We start from the raw sequence: 18,175 nt of genomic DNA, 5'->3' as shown, positions 1-18,175 counted from the left end.
TCGGGGCGCGTCTAGGGTGTACATGGAGTTTAAGACATTGAAATCGATATTCAAACAGCTGTTTAGTTTTTTAGTTTTAACCACATTTTCTGTTACGGCCACTGCGGGCATTATGCTTTCAGAAGGTCATGTTAGAGCCATGCCAGCCAGTGTGCCTAACACAGCCGCTTACCTCACTTTAATGAACCATTCAGATAACACTGCTACATTAGTCTCTGTGACTACGCCAGTGGCAAAAGAAGCCCAATTACATACCCTAATTGAAGAAAATGGCATTGTGAAAATGCGTCAAGTTGAAGGCTTTGATATAGAATCACATGGCAGCTTAACGCTGCAACCATCAGGTGATCACATTATGCTGTTATCGTTGGTTAAGCCATTAACTGTCGGTGATAAAGTGCCATTAACATTAACTTTTGCAGATGGGCAGCAGTTAAATATTGAATTAATGGTTGATAAAAAGGCGAGTACTGACCAACAAGAAAGCCATCATCACCATCATCATTAAGGAGTAGTATTGATGCAAATCACAAGGAATAAAATTTTTAGTGTCATAGGGATTATCCTATTAATAGGCTATGCCATTACGGTTTGGTGGAGCATTGAACCAGATATCCTAGAGCCTGAAACGCTACAAAATGATCGTGGCGAGCAAGTTATTGGCTACGCGACGACCTCTTCACTGATTGATACTCTCGAAAGCTTATTAGACAAACCAGGTGGCTGGCTTTCCAATGATATTATGCCGCCATCAGTGATGATGGATAACATGCCTGCATTTGAATTTGGTGCATTAGAGCAGTCTCGTGATTTAGCCTTGATTATGCGTAAAGAATTTAGCCGATCGCAATCTCAATCAACAGCTGATACTGACTTATTGGCAGCGCAATCAAAACTGAATATTGAGCATACCAGTTGGCTGGTGCCAAGCGCTGAAGGTGAGTACCGTGAAGCGATTAAACTATTGAAACTTTACCGCGCTAAAATCAGTGATACTGAAAACAGTAATGCCCAGTTTTATGCCCGTGCAGATAACCTTAATGAATGGCTTAAAGAAGTTCAAAAGCGCTTAGGTAGCATGTCACAACGGCTTTCAGCCAGTGTTGGACAAGAGCGTTTAAATACTGATTTAGCGGGTGATTCTACCGCAAGACAATCAACGCCATCATTTGCCAGTTCAGAGATTAAAACTAGCTGGTGGAAAATTGATGATGTGCTTTATGAAAGCCGAGGTAGTGCTTGGGCTTTACTTAATTTCATGAAGGCAATTGAAGTTGATTTTGCTGATGTATTAGAAAAGAAAAATGCTGAGGTGAGTTTACGACAAATTATTCGTGAACTTGAAGCCACTCAGCAGACTGTTTGGAGCCCTATGGTGCTAAACGGAAATGGTTTTGGTTTAGTCGCCAATCATTCATTGGTCATGGCTAACTATATTTCCCGCGCGAACGCTGCGGTAATTGATTTAACTAACTTACTCTCTCAGGGATAATGATGAAAAAGACACTTCTTGCCACCAGTTTATTGGGGTTATTAAGCATTTCTTCAGCGCAAGCTGCAACCGTGCTTGGTTTCAAAGTCGGTGGCGATTATTGGCAAGCTGATACCAGTGGTTCATTTAACAGTGACGACGGCGTCGGCCAAACTTACAACTATGACTCTGACGCACAGGGCAGTGTATGGATTGCCTTTGAGCATCCAATTCCGTTAGTGCCTAACGTTAAAATTCGTGAAAATCGTTTAGAAGGTAAAGGCAAGCAAGCTAACTCGGACTTTCTCTTTAATGATCATGATTTTAATGGCGCGACCACGGCATATAATGACTTAAGCAATACTGATTTCGTACTTTATTACGAAATTTTAGATAATGACTTAGTGGCATTAGATTTAGGTGCGGCTTATAAGCAAATGCATGGTTCTTTACGTGTCCAAGATGCTGGTCACCCTGAAGAAGTCGATGTTGATAGCGGTATTGTTATGCTTTACGGCAGTGCTGAAGTCGGTGTGCCAGGGCTGGGTTTATATGCATTTGCTGATGTCATGCTAGGCATTGACGAGTCAAATGTTTATGACTATAACGCAGGACTCGGTTGGAAATTTGATGGTGTTGCTTTAGACACGGCAATCCGAGTGGGTTACCGCGAGTTCAAATTTGATGTCGATGACTTTTCACGCACAACTCAGAATATGTCATTTAAAGGTGCCTTTGCCGGTGTTGAACTGACATTCTAAAGACTGAATAAGCGTTATAAATGCCCAATAAAAAACCGCCATTTGGCGGTTTTTTGTTGCCTGGATAAGGCATTAGCAATAGGGCTAACTCAGTAAAAAGGTTATTCTGAAATAAGGCCATTGTTAATTGAGATGATATCGTCTTCGTTCAAAGTACCCGCAGCTTGTTTAAGAGCAAGGATTGAAGTGATATAGCCGTAACGTGCATCAGACAGTTGACGCTTTGAATCGTATAAATCACGAGTACGGTTTAATACATCAACAATAGTACGCGTGCCCACTTCAAAACCTGCTTGGGTTGCTTTTAAAGCACTTTCTGAAGATATAACAGATTGCTCGTAAGCGCGGATAGAGCTGATTGATGCGCCGACATTGTTAAAGTTATTGCGCACATTTTTAACCACACTACGGTGAGTTTGTTCAAGTCGCTCACTTGCTTCAACATATTGATATTGAGCCTGTCTAACTTGCGAGGTAACCTTGAAACCTTCAAAAATCGGTACGCTTAAGGTAATACCAATGTTGGCATTGTCGTAATCAAGACCAGGGTTTTGATCAAAGCCTTTAGTGTAACCAGCGCCCAAGTTTAGCGATGGCATATGACCCGCTTTAAAAAGGCTAATGGTTTCACTGGCAATATCACGGCCAATACGTTGGGTCATTAAATCAATACTGTTGGTTTCTGCAATTTTTAACCATTCTGATGAAGATGTTGGCGAGGTCGCGCCTGCTGAGAAGCGGGTAGTATCTAAGATATTAATTGTCTTGTGGTCAATACCTGTGATTTCACGAAGTGCTTCGTAACTGTTTGCCAGTGTATTTTCGGCAAGAATTTCAGTTGCTGAGGCTAAATCGTATTGTGCTTGAGCTTCATGTACATCGGTAATCGCGGTAAGGCCGACAGCAAAACGTTGTTTTGTCTGCTCTAATTGACGCTCAATAGCGCGTTTTTCAGCACCTTGGAATTCAAAGTTATCTTTTGCGGTTAATACTGCAAAGTATGCATCAGTTACACGGATAATTAATGCTTGTAACGTCGATGCATAAGCTGAGTCAGCTTGTGATGCTGCCATTTCAGCTAGGTCTAAACCGACCCAAGCGCTGTGATCATAAATCACTTGGTTTAAGCTGATGCCACCAGTAAAGCCATCTGGCATATTAGTCGACTCGCCTTCATTTTTATTCCATGCTTTAGCGTAGCCCACATTGGCACTAATAGTAGGCAGTAAAGGTGCACGGTTTTCTTCAATGCTTTCGTATAATGCATCACGTTGCGCTTGTGCTTGCAGCACAACAGTGTCACTAGTGAGTGCTTGTTGATAAATTTGTAATAAATCATCAGCATTTGCCGCAGGTGCAGCAACTGCTATTGTTAGCGCTGCGTATATAGAACTTATTTTAAATTTCATTTGCTGCCCTTTTAGACAATATCTCCATCAATGGAGGATAAATAATTTTGGTATTTACTGAACACACAATTAAGCAATTATCATCTTGCACTATCGAACTAGGCTAAACGACTGTGTTTTCGCTATGGCGCGAGGATCTGTTCATCTTTCTCGGTTAAATTCTACAGTGTTTTAGTGACATTTGTTGCCACTGACATTGCATTTATGGGTATGAGAAAATGCAATGTTACATTTATTACTCATATACCTTGGTAAATTTTAGCTGCTGCTGTAAAAATAACCATGAAAGATCAACAGACTCTGCTGTGTACAGTGAAAAAGGTTATCATTTCTAAAGCAAATATCAACTTTCAAGTTGTAACAGACTTTATTAAAATCCTCAGCCTAATGAGAACCTCCATATAATAGTGTATGAAATATTTTAAAGGGCTTACAAGTTGTAAGGGAAAAATATGAAAAATAATGGCATAAATGCACAATTCAACGCTAAAGATGACGTGGTGATTATCTCTAAGCAAACTGTTTTTAAGGGTTTTTTTAAATTAGATGAATATCAATTTAAGCATAGACTCTTTGACGGCGGTTGGAGTGACGTTGTTTCTCGCGAAGTCTTTGAAAGAGGTCATGCCGTTGTGGTGCTACCTTATGATCCTAGGACTCATCAAGTGGTACTTATTGAACAAATTCGCTTACCCGCTATAGCGACCACTAATTCTATTTGGCTACTTGAATTGGTTGCAGGTATGATCGCCGCCGATGAGGTGGCTGAAGAGGTTGCCCATAGAGAATTAATGGAAGAGACAGGACTTAGTGCCACTGAAATGCATTTTGTTAATAGCTTTCTTGCGACACCAGGTGGTTCATCTGAGCGGTTTTATTTTTATTGGGCCAACGTTGATGCCAGTAAAGCGCAAGGTATACACGGTCTTGAATATGAGCATGAAGATATAAAAGTGCATGTGGTCGATTTTGATATCGCCATGGAGATGGTTAATAGCGGGCGTATTGATAATGCTTCTACCGTGCTTGGTCTACAATGGTTGGCATTAAACTTAAACAAAGTGAAGTTATAGCAGCTCAACTAACGCACAGATTGAGCGACTTATCATCAGTATTAATGCTGTTGTGTAAAGCTAGTTAAAGAGGTTTGAATTGAGTCAGCAAGTAACCAAAAATAAGTATCAGCCAAACGTGAGTGCTTTTTTAGCATTGTGTGGCCGTAATTATGCGCTCATTTTAAAATGGTTGCCTGAAGATGGGGCAATTAATGAGTCTTGGACTGTCGAAGGTCAATTGGGGCTATTAGATGTGACTATTATTGAAAATACTAAATATACGCAACTAATTGAAATAAAGCGGCATTTTCCTTTGGGAGATTTCCTTACCACACCTAAAGCGTGTGTGCGAGTTTATCATGATGCTCAATTAGCAGAAGTGTTAACTAGTCAACAGATTTACCGATTAAAAGCAGTGTATGATTATCCAAATGTACATATGCATCAAACGGATGAAAAGTATCAAGTTAATGCATTTCTGGAAGAGCTACTTAAGATCGGATGCCGTCCCCAGCATCTGTGTTCGACATAGTTCTACAACATTGAATTAATTTATTCCTAGGATTAATTAGTGCTAAAAGAGCCAGTGAGTTACCCCATCGCTGAAACGGATGTCGTCAGGCTGATTCAAGTCACTGATCCACATCTATTTGCCGATCCAGAAGCGCAGCTTTTAGGGGTGAATACGGCTGCCAGTTTTCAGGCTGTACTAGACACTTTTTTAGCATCAGATCAGCAAGCTGACATCATGTTGGCCTCTGGCGATATTAGCCAAGACTACTCTCCTCAGTCATATCAGCATTTTTCAAATGCAGTCACAAAACTCGATATGCCTTGTCATTATTTACCGGGTAATCATGATGACCCACGCTTGATGAGCTTGCATATGCAGGGCAAACAATTGTTTGGTCAGCAGCGCATTATCATTGGTAACTGGCAAATATTGATGTTGGACTCAACAGTGCGCGGTAAACCGGGTGGCTTTATGGCTGAAGATCAATTTAAATTGATTGATGCCGCTATCAAAGCAGATCCTGAGAAGCACGTGTTACTGGTTATGCACCATAATCCGATTTTAGTGCAGTGCAGCTGGCTTGATCAGCATTGCATGATTAATGGCGATAACTTTTTACAGCGCATGGGGGAATACCCTCAAGTGAAAGCCGCGCTATGGGGCCATGTGCATCAAGCTATTGATAGTGAATACCAAGGCGCCAATGGGGCTATTCACTTAATGGCGACCCCGTCAACTTGTATACAATTTAAGCCAAAATCTTCTTATTTTGCCCTAGATGGACTTCAACCCGGCTATCGTTTGCTGGAGCTAGCTAGCAATGGTAGCATTCATACTAATGTTTATCGGGTGCCTGGCGAAAACTTCTCTCCAGATAATGATGCGAGCGGTTATTAGACGCTTTTTCGTTATTGGTTAGCTTGATATTCATTCTGCTGTTGGAATTTCAATATCACCTTAGCGAGAGGAAATATGCTGCTCTATATACATGGATTTAATAGTTCACCTCTTTCAGATAAAGCCAAGGAAACGGCTGACTATATAAAACAGCGTTTTCCGGATTACCCTTTTCACCAACCTCAACTTCCTTCATCACCTAAAGCGGCGATGACCTTGTTATGTGGTATTGTGGAACAAGCGAAAGCCAAAGGTGAACCGTTAACCTACATTGGATCGTCTTTAGGTGGGTACTTTGCTAGCTATTTAGCTGAACAATACGGCGGTAAAGCAGTGTTAATAAACCCTGCAGTAAAACCCTTTGAGTTGTTTGATGCGTTTTTAGGGCCGCAATATAATCCCTATACCGATGAACATTACCAAGTATTACCGCAACATAAACTTGATGTTGCTGAATATAATACTGAAGTCATTCGTCGCCCAGATAGATTTTTAGTTTTTTTGCAAACTGGCGATGAAGTGTTAGATTATCGTCAAGCATTATCGAAATATCATTGTTGTCAGCTTCATTTAGAAGCCAACGGTGACCACAGTTTTATTGGCTATAAAAATCAGCTAGATAAGATATGTGATTTTTTACAAATTAAATAACAAGTATTCTTTTCGGCCTGTAATGTTGGGCCAATAATTGACCAAATGTGTGGACTATGAGCAATCAATATACTTCTGACGCTATCGAGGTTCTTAATGGACTCGACCCTGTTAAACGCCGTCCTGGTATGTACACCGACACCACCAGACCGAATCATTTAGGTCAAGAAGTTATCGACAACAGTGTCGATGAAGCGCTCGCCGGTCACGCCTCAAAAATTGAAGTGGTATTGCACGCCGATAATTCATTGGAAGTCACTGATGATGGTCGTGGTATGCCTGTGGATATTCACCCTGAAGAAGGTATTCCTGGGGTTGAATTGATCCTCACCAAATTGCACGCCGGTGGTAAGTTCTCGAATAAAAATTACCAATTCTCTGGTGGTTTGCACGGGGTCGGTATTTCGGTGGTAAATGCCTTATCGACTCGGGTTGAAATTACCGTTCGTCGTGACGCTCAAGTGTATGATATGGCCTTTGAAAACGGTGACAAGGTCGAAGACTTACGTGTTACTGGCACCTGTGGCCGACGTAATACCGGTACCCGAGTTCATTTTTGGCCAGATGCCAGCTATTTTGACTCAGGTAACTTCTCGCTTACTAAGCTGCTTTATTTATTGCGGGCCAAAGCTGTGCTTTGCCCCGGTTTACGGATTAAGTTTAGCAATAAGCAAAATGGTGAAGTACATGAGTGGTTTTACGAAAGTGGCTTAACGGATTACTTAAAAGAAGCGGTAAAAGATTCGGTCTTGTTACCTGAAGAGCCGTTCATTGGTAGTTTTGCCGGTAAAATGGACGCAGCAGAGTGGGCTATTACTTGGCTGCCTGAAGGCGGTGATAGTTTGTATGAAAGTTACGTTAACTTGATCCCTACGCCACTTGGCGGGACTCACGTTAATGGTTTCAGACAAGGCTTATTGGAGTCGATGCGTGAGTTCTGTGAGTTTCGTAATCTGGTGCCTCGAGGCATTAAACTCTCACCTGAAGATATTTGGGATAAAGCCTCATTTATTTTATCTATCAAAATGCAGGACCCACAATTTTCTGGTCAAACCAAAGAGAAACTCTCAAGCCGTCAAAGCTCAGCGTTTGTTTCTGGTATTGTTCGTGATGCTTTCTCGCTATGGCTTAACTCCAATACCGAGCAAGCTGAGCAATTAGCTGAGCTTTGTATTAACAATGCTCAAAAACGCTTAAAAGCGGCTAAAAAAGTAGCCCGTAAAAAAGTCACTTCAGGGCCGGCTTTACCGGGTAAATTAACTGATTGTAGTGGCCAAGACCCAATGCGCGGTGAGCTATTTTTAGTGGAGGGTGACTCTGCTGGTGGTAGTGCTAAACAGGCGCGCGATCGTGAGTTTCAAGCGATTATGCCCCTTAGAGGTAAGATTTTAAATACTTGGGAAGTGGACGCGTCACAGGTATTAGCCTCGCAAGAAGTACATGATATCTCAGTGGCCATAGGCTGCGATCCAGACAGTGCTGATATTTCAGAGTTACGCTATGGCAAAATTTGTATTCTTGCTGATGCCGACTCCGACGGTCTGCATATTGCGACCCTATTATGTGCTTTATTTATGAAGCATTATCGGGTGTTGGTCGAGAAAGGCCATGTGTATATTGCTATGCCACCGCTGTTTCGTATCGATTTAGGCAAAGAAGTTTTTTATGCTTTAGATGAAGATGAAAAAAACGGTATATTAGACCGAATTGTGGCAGAAAAGAAAAAAGGCAAAGTGCAAGTGACTCGTTTCAAAGGTCTAGGTGAGATGAACCCCTTGCAACTGCGAGAGACCACAATGGATCCTAATACCCGCCGTTTGGTGCAATTAACCATTGATGATAATGAGGACACAGTAGCACTCATGGATATGTTACTTGCGAAAAAGCGCTCGCCAGATCGTAAAATTTGGTTAGAGTCTAAAGGTGATCTAGCTCAGCTGTAATTTACTCAGTTTTATGCCCATAACAATTGCCCATAACGATTGCTGATAACAATTGCTTATAACAACAATGAAGGCAAAAATTACTAAGATGTCGAACATAAAATTTAAAATGGACTTTAAGCAAGCGAAGACAGCGTTAAAGGCGTTGTCAGTGCTTGCTTTAACACAAATGACTGTGGTTAAAGCTTTTGCTGCCGACACCATGATGATTACTGTGACTAAAGGATTTGGGCTGACACTGTATGCCTCAGATTTAGGTGATGCCAAGCAAATGGCAATGGGTACTAACGGCACCTTGTTTGTCGGCTCAAAAAAGAGCGGCACCATTTATGCCTTAGTTGACTCAGATAACGATGGTCAGGTAAACAAACGCTACCTAATAGGTAAAGGCTTAGAGTACCCAGAAGCTATCGCGTTTCATGACGGTGATTTGTATGTCGCAGACCAAGACCGTATTTTACGTTATCAAGATATTGAAGACCGCCTTAGGCGTCCAGGTAGACCCAAAGAGGTGTACTCAGGGCTGCCAAGTGTTGAGCGCAAACATGCCCGCGGGATGAAGTTTGGCCCTGATGGCCGACTGTATATCTCTATTGGCTCTCCGTGCAATGTGTGTGAAGCAGAAGCGCCATTTAGCAGCATGCTAGCCATTGATATTAAGTCGGGTGATACCGAACAAGTGGCATCAGGATTAAGGCGGGTTATTGGTTTTGACTGGTCGCCGAGCAGCGCTAAATTATGGTTTGCAGATCAAGGCCGAAATTGGATGGGTGATACCATGCCAGCCGATGAAATAAACCGCATAGACGTAAAGGGCAGCCATTTTGGTTTTCCCTATATTCATGGAAACAATGTTGCAGAGGCTTCTTTTAAGAAACCAGACAACCTCAATGTTTCAACGCCAGAATTTGAATTACCAGCACATGTGAAACCAACCAGCCTACTTTTTTATCAAGGTGATAATTTCCCTGAGCGCTATCAGCAACAATTATTTGTTGCTGAAAATGGCTCATGGAATCGCTCAAGTAAGATTGGTTATCAAGTGGTAATGTTAGCCCTTGAAGACGACCAAATTATCAAGCGCGAAAGAGTAGTCAGCTTTTTAGACGGTGAGTTTCCCGTTGCTAGACCTTATGACCTGATAAATGCACCCGATGGTGCAGTGTTCATCTCTGATGACCTAAAAGGCAATGTATATCGCTTGTTTTATAAAGCGCCAGAATAATCACAGGAATATTAACTAATGAGTGATGCGATTGAATTAAGCCTTGATGGTGTAGAGCAAATGCCCCTACGCCGTTTTACAGAAGAGGCTTATTTAAACTATTCAATGTACGTGATCATGGATCGTGCTTTGCCACATATTGGCGATGGTTTAAAGCCTGTTCAACGTCGTATTATTTACGCTATGAGCGAGCTTGGATTATCAGCTCAATCTAAGCCTAAAAAGTCTGCTAGAACCGTGGGTGATGTATTAGGTAAATACCATCCCCATGGTGACAGTGCGTGTTATGAAGCTATGGTATTAATGGCGCAGCCATTTTCCTATCGTTACCCCTTAGTCAAAGGTCAAGGTAACTGGGGGGCGCCAGACGACCCTAAGTCATTCGCAGCCATGCGTTATACCGAAGCGACCTTATCAAAATTTTCAGAAGTGCTTTTATCTGAATTAGGTCAAGGCACGGTTGAATGGGGCGTTAACTTTGACGGTACTTTAAAAGAGCCGAAATCATTGCCTGCACGCTTACCGCATATTTTGTTAAACGGTATTACCGGTATTGCCGTGGGTATGGCAACCGATATCCCACCACACAATGTGCGTGAATTAGTGTCAGCCTGTGTGGAGTTATTGGATAATCCTAAAGCGGAACTTGAGCGCTTAATGGAGCTGGTACCAGGGCCTGATTATCCGACCCAAGCTGAAATTATTACCCCAAGTAAAGACATTGCCAAGATTTATGAAACCGGTCGTGGCTCGATTAAAATGCGCGCGGTTTACGAGATTGATAGCGGAGAAGTTGTCATTACTTGTTTGCCACATCAAGCAGGTAGCGGCAAGATTTTAGAGCAAATCGCTAACCAAATGCAGGCTAAAAAGCTGCCTATGGTGGCAGATTTACGTGATGAATCAGATCACGAAAACCCAGTACGATTAATCATTGTACCTCGCTCAAATCGTGTTGATTGCGATCAGTTAATGGCGCATTTGTTTGCCACTACGGATTTAGAAAAGAGCTTTCGAGTTAACTTAAATGTGCTCGGCCTTGATGGTCGCCCAAGGGTTAAAGGCCTGAAAGAAATGCTAACTGAGTGGCTCAGTTACCGCATCTCAACCGTGACCCGTCGTTTGCAATACCGTCTTGATAAGGTACTTGCAAGGCTGCATATTCTTGATGCTTTGATGATTGCCTTCTTAAATATTGATGAAGTCATCGAGATCATTCGCTTCAATGATGAGCCGAAAAAAGAGTTAATGTCACGGTTTGATTTATCAGATAAGCAAGCCGAAGCGATTTTAGAGCTTAAGTTACGTCATTTGGCCAAGCTTGAAGAATTTAAAATTAAAGGTGAGCAAGAAGAGTTAGCAGCAGAGCGCGATAAGCTGCAACTTATTTTGGGATCTGAGCGCCGCTTAAAAACCTTAGTTAAAAAAGAGCTCATACAAGATGGTGAAACCTATGGTGATGATCGCCGCTCGCCTATCATTGAGCGGATTGAATCAAAAGCCTTAACTGAGCAAGAGTTGACCCCAGCTGAGTCTGTGACCGTGGTGTTATCTGACAAAGGTTGGGTACGCTGCGCTAAAGGTCATGATATTGATGGCGAAGGGTTAAATTATAAAGCCGGTGATAGCTTCTTATGCAGTGCCAGCGGTAAGAGTAATCAGCCATCAGTGTTTATCGACTCGACTGGGCGGGCGTTTGCAACCGATACGCATACGCTCCCTTCTGCTAGAAGTCAGGGTGAGCCAATTACGACGCGATTTAATTTAGCGCCAGGGGCGGTAATGCGTCATGTGTTGATGGGGGTTGATTCGCAATGCTATTTATTAGCCAGTGATGCTGGTTACGGTTTTATCGGCTCTTATGCCGATATGGTGAGTCGTAATAAGGCCGGTAAAGCATTATTGAGCCTGCCTGCTAATGCGCAATCCTTAGTACCTAAATTGGTTAAAAAAGGCGTGCCTCAGTCAATTATGGCGATAACCAATGAAGGCCGAATGCTTATCTTTGATGTTGATGCGTTGCCGCAGTTATCGAAAGGTAAGGGTAACAAGATCATTGGTATTCCAACTGATCGTGCTAAGAGCAGAGAAGAACTATTGATCCATCTTGATGTTATTCCACAAGAGGCGTCAGTTACCCTGTGGGCTGGTAAACGTAAGTTAACCTTGAAGCCAGCTGATCTTGAGCATTATCGTGGTGAGAGAGGCCGTAGAGGCGCGAAACTACCTCGTGGTTTACAGCGGGTCGACAGTGTTGATATCGAGCTCGGCGCGCAAAAGGATGCTGACATTGAGCCATCAAGCGATTAATCGCGCTGCAGAATAGCCATAAAAATAAAGACATAAAAAATGCTGCCAATGGGCAGCATTTTTTATGGGAATTTGATTTGAACCTGAGGATGAACTTAAGGCGTGAGTTAGCCTTGTTTTTAGCAGCAGCTTACGCCACTTCGTAAAATTTAGGTTCTACGTCAACTTGAGCCTGAATAATGTTGCTCGCCATACGTGCACATTTACCACATTGATCAGCAACTCCTAAGCGTTTTTTAACGTCAGCTAAAGAGCTATCGCCATGTTTGCTTACCGCTTCTTTAATTTGGGTATCAGTAATGCCGTGGCAAAGACAAACGTACATACAGCCTCTTCATATAAATCTGGGTCATTAGGTCACTTAATTTGCTAAGTGAATACTGATGACTTGTTGACAGTAACGCAATTGTAAATGAAAACAGTTCTCATTGCTAATAACTTTTTTGAAGGGATATTATTCAAAATGGAATTGAATAGTTATTACAAACTGTTCAGTGGCTCACAATTTAGTAAGTCATGTGAGATAGGTGTGCTTAGGGCAAAGTGATATGAAACCTCATCAGCACTGTCGCCAAACTCATGGCTTGGGCTTGAACAATGTAATCAAGGCATATAGGCACGATTAATGGCAGCGGTTAGTCGCTTTAATAGCCTTTAAAAAAGTCTACCTGATGCTTTAAAGCGTGTTGCTTACACCATAAATGATAGTTATCTACGAAGACTTCAACCACCTGCTCAGGAAAACTCGGCGCGGCAATATGTGGAGTGATAATGGCATTAGGGCAGTGCCAAATAGGGTGGTCTGCGGCCAATGGCTCTTGATTGAAGACATCAAGGATTGCGTTTTGTTGCGGCTTATTAAGTAATTGCGCTGCTAAGGCATCTAAGTCGAGCACATTTCCGCGCCCAAGATTAAACAGCACACATTCATCAGGTAATAATGCCAGCATGGTTTTGCTTAATACATTCTCAGTTTCTAGGGTGCTGGGCAGTGTACTGGCGACGGTGTGCGCGTTGGGTAAGTAGTTGGCTAAGTGCTCAATGGTATCAACATGGTCAAAATGCTCCTTTGGCTCTCCGCTGCGACTTAGGCCGGTGACCGTCATGCCGAAATGCTTCGCCGTTTGAGCAATATGCTGGGCAATAGAGCCGGTACCCAGTAACAGTAAGCCTTGGCCTTGTAAGGTTCTGTAGCTACCGGGGATCCATTGCTTATGTTGCTGTTGTTGTTTATATTTTGCATGCTCTCGCTGGTGGGCAAGTAAATAACCAAATAAATACTCACTCATCAAGGGGCCAAAAATCCCTTTGATATTGGTCAGGGTGTAATCCCGTCTTTGTCTTGATCCTGTTAGGCGGTCAACACCAGCAAAAGTGGATTGCATCCAAGTTAAGTTGTCAGCTAAGTTAAGTAATGGCGCTGCAAGATGTGGTTCTGCAAACCAGATGTCAGCCTCAGTAATACTGCTGGGTGCATCCCCAAGAATGGTAAGATCCCTGAGGTGATGAGCTGCTAATAATTGACGAAATTTATCGTTATCTTGGGTTAACAATAATAACTTGTGCGCCATAAAATCCCCGTAAGCTGATTAAATTGAGGTTGTTAATGAGTCAAATCATAGCATTTATCGCCAAACTTGGCGCAATGCTTCATCCGTGGATGAGTGAAATTGCCACTGCATTAGTGGCCTGTTGTATTGTGGTGTTTGCCACCGATATTAATAGGGTATTACGCAAGGCGTTATCGGGTCAGGGCTTTTTTGTCCGAACTTGGGTATTTGTACTGGTGAATGCTTTTGGTTACGGCTTAGCGATTGTCAGCGTTAGCCCGTGGTTAGCGAGGCAACTTAAATTGATGCCCTCGCAGTGGATGCTGTTATTACTACTGGGGGCATTCTTTGCTGTTGGCGCTTGGGCGCAACGAAACAGGCAAGTTTAACGACTTAACTTGCCTGTTACTTTAGCGTGTATTTAACCAAAGTATAAATGGTAGTCAGTTGCTTGAGGATCAGTGTCTTGTTGTTGATTTAACTGCTGGATTACAGCGGCGGCTTTATCGGGGTAGTTACTGAATATGCCATCCACACCAATGGCTTTTAAGGCTTGAATATCTTCGGCGTTATCGACGGTATAGACATAAATTTTAGCGCCTCGTTGATGGGCATCATTAACCATTTTATGAGTGACAAAATGAATATCAACATGGATAGAATAGGCATCAAGGGCTGATACCGATTCAGCATAGTTTAGCGGCACGCCCGCTAAAATGGGGGCCACTCTAGCATGGGGGAGATGCTGTTTAACCTCGAGTAAATAAGGCTGATTAAATGATGAGATCAGTAGCTGTTCAGGGCTAAAGCCAAGCTGTTCAATTATGTCGTTATAACATGCAATAAGTGGCGCAGCGGTGTGATAGCCTTTAAGCTCAATATTGACTGTGCAGCGGCCTTTAATAAGGCTCATGACTTGCCATAGCGTCGGTAGTTTATGCTGCTTGATAGTCACATTATTCATAGTGTCTAAGCTACTTAGATGCACTAACCCTTGTCCTGAGGTTTTGGTTTCTAGGCGGCGGTCGTGGAATACGATTAGTTGCCCTTCGACATTGTAGACATCAAGTTCAATGGCACTGACCTTTAAAGCCAGTGCTTTTTCCATTGCTGCAAGGGTATTTTCTACTTCATAACCACTAGCACCGCGGTGAGCAAAAATCAGCATCTATTTAACCTTTGATAATTTTATTAAATTCACGACTTTGACCATTATTGATATGGATTTCCATTTGTGGGTAAGCCAATTCAACTTGGTTCTCTTTCAGTTTTTTACAAATACGTTTATGGAGGTTATGCCTTAGTGGCCAACGATCGTTCATGTCTTTAGCATAGGATCTAACTTCATAATCTTGAGTGTGTTGGCCAAAACCTGCAAACCAGACTTCAGGCTCTGGGGAGGTCAATGATAAGTCACATTCTCTTACAGCTTGATGAAGTAAAGCTTCGACTTTGGATGGGTCTGCATCACGCTGTACAGAGACATAAACGATAACTCGGGTAATAGGATCAGATAGCGACCAGTTGACCAGTTGTTCGGTAATAAAGGCTTTATTGGGAACAATAATTTCTTTTCTGTCCCAGTCGACGATGGTTGTGGCTCGAATTTCAATTTTACTGACGGTACCGGTTAAGTCGCGAATGGTCACCGTATCGCCAATTCGGATGGGCTTTTCAAATAAGATAATTAAACCTGAAATAAAGTTAGCAAAAATTTCCTGTAAGCCAAAACCAAGGCCCACCGATAGCGCTGCAACAAGCCATTGTAATTTAGACCATTCAACCCCGATGGTCGAAAATCCGATTAACATACCGAAGAATATCACCATGTAGCTACTTACGGTGGTAATGGCAAAGCCCGTACCAGGAGATAGCTCTAATCGTTGTAAAATGGTCAGTTCTAATAAGCCGGGCAGATTTTTGGCAATCATGGCTGAAAAGCCGACGGTGATAAAGGCGAATAAAATTGACTTTAAGGTGATAGGAATCTGCTGCTCAATACCGTTAACCACCGAATGAGTGTTCCATAGAGTAATACCATCAAGGAAAGAAAACATTGCTGTATGCGTTTGAGAAATAAGCCCGAGTAAACTGGCAAAAAAGGCTAAAATCAATAGCGAGCGCACTAACCCCAGTGACTGACTAGAGATAGTTTCAAGGTCGACTTTGGGCTCTTCATAGTTTTCAGATACATCAGGGGTGTTATTTAGTTCGCCGCGTTCTCGTTGGGCCAGTCTTTCTGCCCGTTTGGCTTTAGCGCGATCAAACGCAATTAAGCGTCGCTCGATTAGCATCCAACGTTTGATCAGTTGGTATAACAATAAAAAGCCTAAGCCTAACAGCAGGGATAATTGCAACTGTAGCAACACTTGAAAGGCACTAAAATAGTAACCTATTAGGGCGAAGACAATGCTGGCGCAAGGCACGGCGATTAAGAATACCCATATGATTTTATGAAGTAATTTCATGTTCTTGCCATCATTGGCGTTGGCACGAAAATCATTAATAAAGATATATAAATCTTTATACAGCATTAATAGCGCAATGGTGAAAAATAAAAATGCCCCACGACCTATACTGTTACGAATAAGCGAGGTATCAATGGCTTCGGTAAAGCCAATAATGCCAATTAATGGCCAGCTTAAGACGATAAAGCGCAAGGTTTTTTCTTGTAAACGGCTTATTAAGGCTTTAGGTCTTTTAAAGTGACAGATTAAAATGCCATTATCACAGGCAAGTAAAGCAAAGACTCGGTACACCAAGTAGCTGCAACCTACAGATAGCACTCCAACCCCGATTGAATGTACTAAGTTCAGTTCTGAGGCAAATAAAATCCAACCTGCAAGTAGGACTGGTAACGGTTTTACGAGTGAATAACATAATGTTAGCGCTAAGGTTTTAGCTGTGTATTTGAATTTGTCTTGGGTTACATTACCCACATATTGACCGTAATGTTCAATGCTTCTATTGAACCTAGGTGTAAATAAATCCTGAGCCATTAAGCATAATATCAGAGTGATCACCCACCAAGCCCAGTATATATTTTGCTCTGTCCAGGCTTGTTTAAGTAGTTGCCATTGCTGGGCTTGCATCATCCATACAGTGGCATTTTTCAAGTCGATGAGCCATAAACCTGAAATCGCCGCGGCATTGGGGACCCAAAATAAATGTTCATTGAGGGTGTTTTTAAGATCAAGATAAATTTGTGTCAGTTGCTCGTAACTATTATGAAGCTTAGCCTGTTCATTGAGATAATCATCATAGCTCTGCATGACCTGTTCAATAAAGCTCTGCTGAGAGGTGAGTAATTTTATTTGGGTGTTATTGAGGAACTTCTGGTTACTCAGTTGCTGCTTGTTGAGTGCTTTTTGTTGCTCAGCTTGGTAGCGCTTTAAGCGCGAGTCGGCTATGGATGCCAGTAGTTTATCTTGGTTGGCCGGCTTAGGTAGCGATTGCAGCATTTGTAAAAAGCGGTCACCAAATGCTGAATTAGTTTCTACCCAGGTGATTTGCTCCTCAACATTAGCGAGCTGCAGCGCGTGGGATTGGTATTGTTTCTCCGCTTTTTCTTGTAAGTCGATGGTGCTTGAAATGGCATTGTTTATACGAATTAATTCGTCAGCATATTGCTGATTTTGTTCGCTTATCTCTTGAGATGCTAGATCGGAAAGTTGTTGCTCATCAATCAGGTTGTTGGCGATGGTATTAGCAGCTTTTTGTTGGCGATGTTGATTGTTCTTTTTATTTAACTGCTCAATTAATCGCTCTTGCTGAGTGTGCTCTAAGCGCAAAAGTTGCAATTGCAGCTGTACGATTTGTTTTTGTTTAGGACCACTGGATAGCTCTGACGATAAAGTCACGATATGTTGTTCAAGTAAATCACCTTGTAAGGCTTGCAGCTCTCCTAAAGGGGTATTTACTGGCGCTTGTCGGGCACGCTTATGCTGATTTAACGCTTCTTTGGCTTGTCGTATTAATGTGGGTAAGCTTTTTTGTCTTTTATTGAGATCGATCAGCTGCTGAGTTAAATCGTTTTCAGATTGTTTTTGCTCAGATAAATAGTAGTAAGCCATAGAAGCTTGTTGACTAATATCAACATCATCATTGATGGTTATCGGCTCTGCGGGTTGATTGATTTTTGCGGTAATGCTGCTGATTGTGCCGGCACTTGTCCCCTCAAGATCATCATAGCTTTGGGCTTCATTACGCAGTCTTGTGATACTTTGCTGGACGTTATCTATTTGAGTTGGAATATCCACAACCGCAGGTGCAGTGGTATTTTTGGCAAAGCCCAAGCGTTTGTCTAACTGCAGCGGAGATGTTGCAGAAGCAGTAAAAGAAATAATACAGAACAATAAAACCGCAATACGTATCATAGTTGGATAAGTG

16 protein-coding genes are annotated in these 18,175 nt (G+C 42.3%); 11 read left to right on the top strand and 5 right to left on the bottom strand.

Features of this window, described 5'->3' with window-relative positions; genetic code table 11:
• The first annotated feature begins 22 nt into the window (after nucleotides 1-22).
• From BM739_RS07235 to BM739_RS07225, 3 genes are read left to right on the top strand one after another with little or no spacing between them, the layout of a single operon-like run.
• Nucleotides 23-508, top strand: a complete 486-nt coding sequence (locus tag BM739_RS07235) for a copper chaperone PCu(A)C (RefSeq protein ID WP_076539093.1) — start codon at nucleotides 23-25, stop codon at nucleotides 506-508.
• 12 nt (nucleotides 509-520) lie between these two features.
• Nucleotides 521-1,492, top strand: a complete 972-nt coding sequence (locus BM739_RS07230) for a DUF2333 family protein (protein WP_076539090.1) — start codon at nucleotides 521-523, stop codon at nucleotides 1,490-1,492.
• Between the two features lie 2 nt (nucleotides 1,493-1,494).
• On the top strand, nucleotides 1,495-2,232 hold the full coding sequence (locus tag BM739_RS07225; RefSeq protein ID WP_076539088.1) for a TIGR04219 family outer membrane beta-barrel protein: 738 nt from the start codon (nucleotides 1,495-1,497) through the stop codon (nucleotides 2,230-2,232).
• Between the two features lie 101 nt (nucleotides 2,233-2,333).
• On the opposite strand, the gene tolC is transcribed toward BM739_RS07225, so the two are convergent.
• Nucleotides 2,334-3,641 (bottom strand): outer membrane channel protein TolC, encoded by a 1,308-nt coding sequence (gene tolC, locus BM739_RS07220; RefSeq protein WP_076539085.1) that lies wholly within the window; start codon nucleotides 3,639-3,641, stop codon nucleotides 2,334-2,336.
• Between the two features lie 452 nt (nucleotides 3,642-4,093).
• On the opposite strand from tolC, the gene nudF reads away from it, so the two are divergent.
• The 7 genes from nudF (at nucleotide 4,094) to parC (ending at nucleotide 12,236) form a co-directional block, all read left to right on the top strand.
• On the top strand, nucleotides 4,094-4,714 hold the full coding sequence (gene nudF / locus BM739_RS07215; RefSeq protein WP_076539083.1) for an ADP-ribose diphosphatase: 621 nt from the start codon (nucleotides 4,094-4,096) through the stop codon (nucleotides 4,712-4,714).
• 79 nt (nucleotides 4,715-4,793) lie between these two features.
• Nucleotides 4,794-5,228 carry a DUF1249 domain-containing protein gene (locus BM739_RS07210; RefSeq protein WP_076539081.1) on the top strand — a complete coding sequence of 145 codons (435 nt, stop codon included), beginning with the start codon at nucleotides 4,794-4,796 and terminating at the stop codon, nucleotides 5,226-5,228.
• Nucleotides 5,229-5,267: 39 nt separating this feature from the next.
• Nucleotides 5,268-6,107, top strand: coding sequence for a 3',5'-cyclic-AMP phosphodiesterase (cpdA, locus tag BM739_RS07205; protein ID WP_076539079.1), 840 nt, complete (start codon nucleotides 5,268-5,270; stop codon nucleotides 6,105-6,107).
• Between the two features lie 75 nt (nucleotides 6,108-6,182).
• Nucleotides 6,183-6,758: a YqiA/YcfP family alpha/beta fold hydrolase gene (locus tag BM739_RS07200; protein ID WP_076539077.1), complete on the top strand. Its 576-nt coding sequence runs from the start codon at nucleotides 6,183-6,185 to the stop codon at nucleotides 6,756-6,758.
• A gap of 56 nt (nucleotides 6,759-6,814) precedes the next feature.
• Nucleotides 6,815-8,701, top strand: a complete 1,887-nt coding sequence (parE, locus tag BM739_RS07195) for a DNA topoisomerase IV subunit B (protein WP_076539075.1) — start codon at nucleotides 6,815-6,817, stop codon at nucleotides 8,699-8,701.
• Between the two features lie 169 nt (nucleotides 8,702-8,870).
• Nucleotides 8,871-9,926 carry a sorbosone dehydrogenase family protein gene (locus tag BM739_RS07190; RefSeq protein WP_254843499.1) on the top strand — a complete coding sequence of 352 codons (1,056 nt, stop codon included), beginning with the start codon at nucleotides 8,871-8,873 and terminating at the stop codon, nucleotides 9,924-9,926.
• Between the two features lie 18 nt (nucleotides 9,927-9,944).
• A complete protein-coding gene (gene parC / locus BM739_RS07185) occupies nucleotides 9,945-12,236 on the top strand; it encodes a DNA topoisomerase IV subunit A (protein ID WP_076539071.1) in 2,292 nt (763 codons plus the stop codon).
• Between the two features lie 130 nt (nucleotides 12,237-12,366).
• On the opposite strand, the gene BM739_RS07180 is transcribed toward parC, so the two are convergent.
• Nucleotides 12,367-12,561: a bacterioferritin-associated ferredoxin gene (locus BM739_RS07180; RefSeq protein WP_076539068.1), complete on the bottom strand. Its 195-nt coding sequence runs from the start codon at nucleotides 12,559-12,561 to the stop codon at nucleotides 12,367-12,369.
• Nucleotides 12,562-12,880: 319 nt separating this feature from the next.
• Nucleotides 12,881-13,807, bottom strand: a complete 927-nt coding sequence (locus BM739_RS07175) for a D-2-hydroxyacid dehydrogenase (RefSeq protein WP_076539065.1) — start codon at nucleotides 13,805-13,807, stop codon at nucleotides 12,881-12,883.
• A 35-nt stretch (nucleotides 13,808-13,842) separates the two neighbouring features.
• Here BM739_RS07175 and BM739_RS07170 point away from each other — a divergent pair, with 35 nt between their 5' ends.
• On the top strand, nucleotides 13,843-14,175 hold the full coding sequence (locus tag BM739_RS07170; protein ID WP_076539062.1) for a DUF3392 domain-containing protein: 333 nt from the start codon (nucleotides 13,843-13,845) through the stop codon (nucleotides 14,173-14,175).
• A 32-nt stretch (nucleotides 14,176-14,207) separates the two neighbouring features.
• Here the strand turns inward: BM739_RS07170 and BM739_RS07165 are convergent, their stop codons facing one another.
• Nucleotides 14,208-14,954 carry a glycerophosphodiester phosphodiesterase gene (locus tag BM739_RS07165; protein ID WP_076539059.1) on the bottom strand — a complete coding sequence of 249 codons (747 nt, stop codon included), beginning with the start codon at nucleotides 14,952-14,954 and terminating at the stop codon, nucleotides 14,208-14,210.
• A 4-nt stretch (nucleotides 14,955-14,958) separates the two neighbouring features.
• Nucleotides 14,959-18,162, bottom strand: coding sequence for a mechanosensitive ion channel domain-containing protein (locus BM739_RS07160; RefSeq protein WP_076539057.1), 3,204 nt, complete (start codon nucleotides 18,160-18,162; stop codon nucleotides 14,959-14,961).
• Nucleotides 18,163-18,175: the final 13 nt, after the last annotated feature.

Origin of the sequence: Shewanella sp. UCD-KL21 (genome assembly GCF_001957135.1) — a bacterium.
Lineage (GTDB): Bacteria > Pseudomonadota > Gammaproteobacteria > Enterobacterales > Shewanellaceae > Shewanella.
Note: the sequence above shows the minus strand (reverse complement) of the source record. Positions and strands in the feature narration are given on the sequence as shown.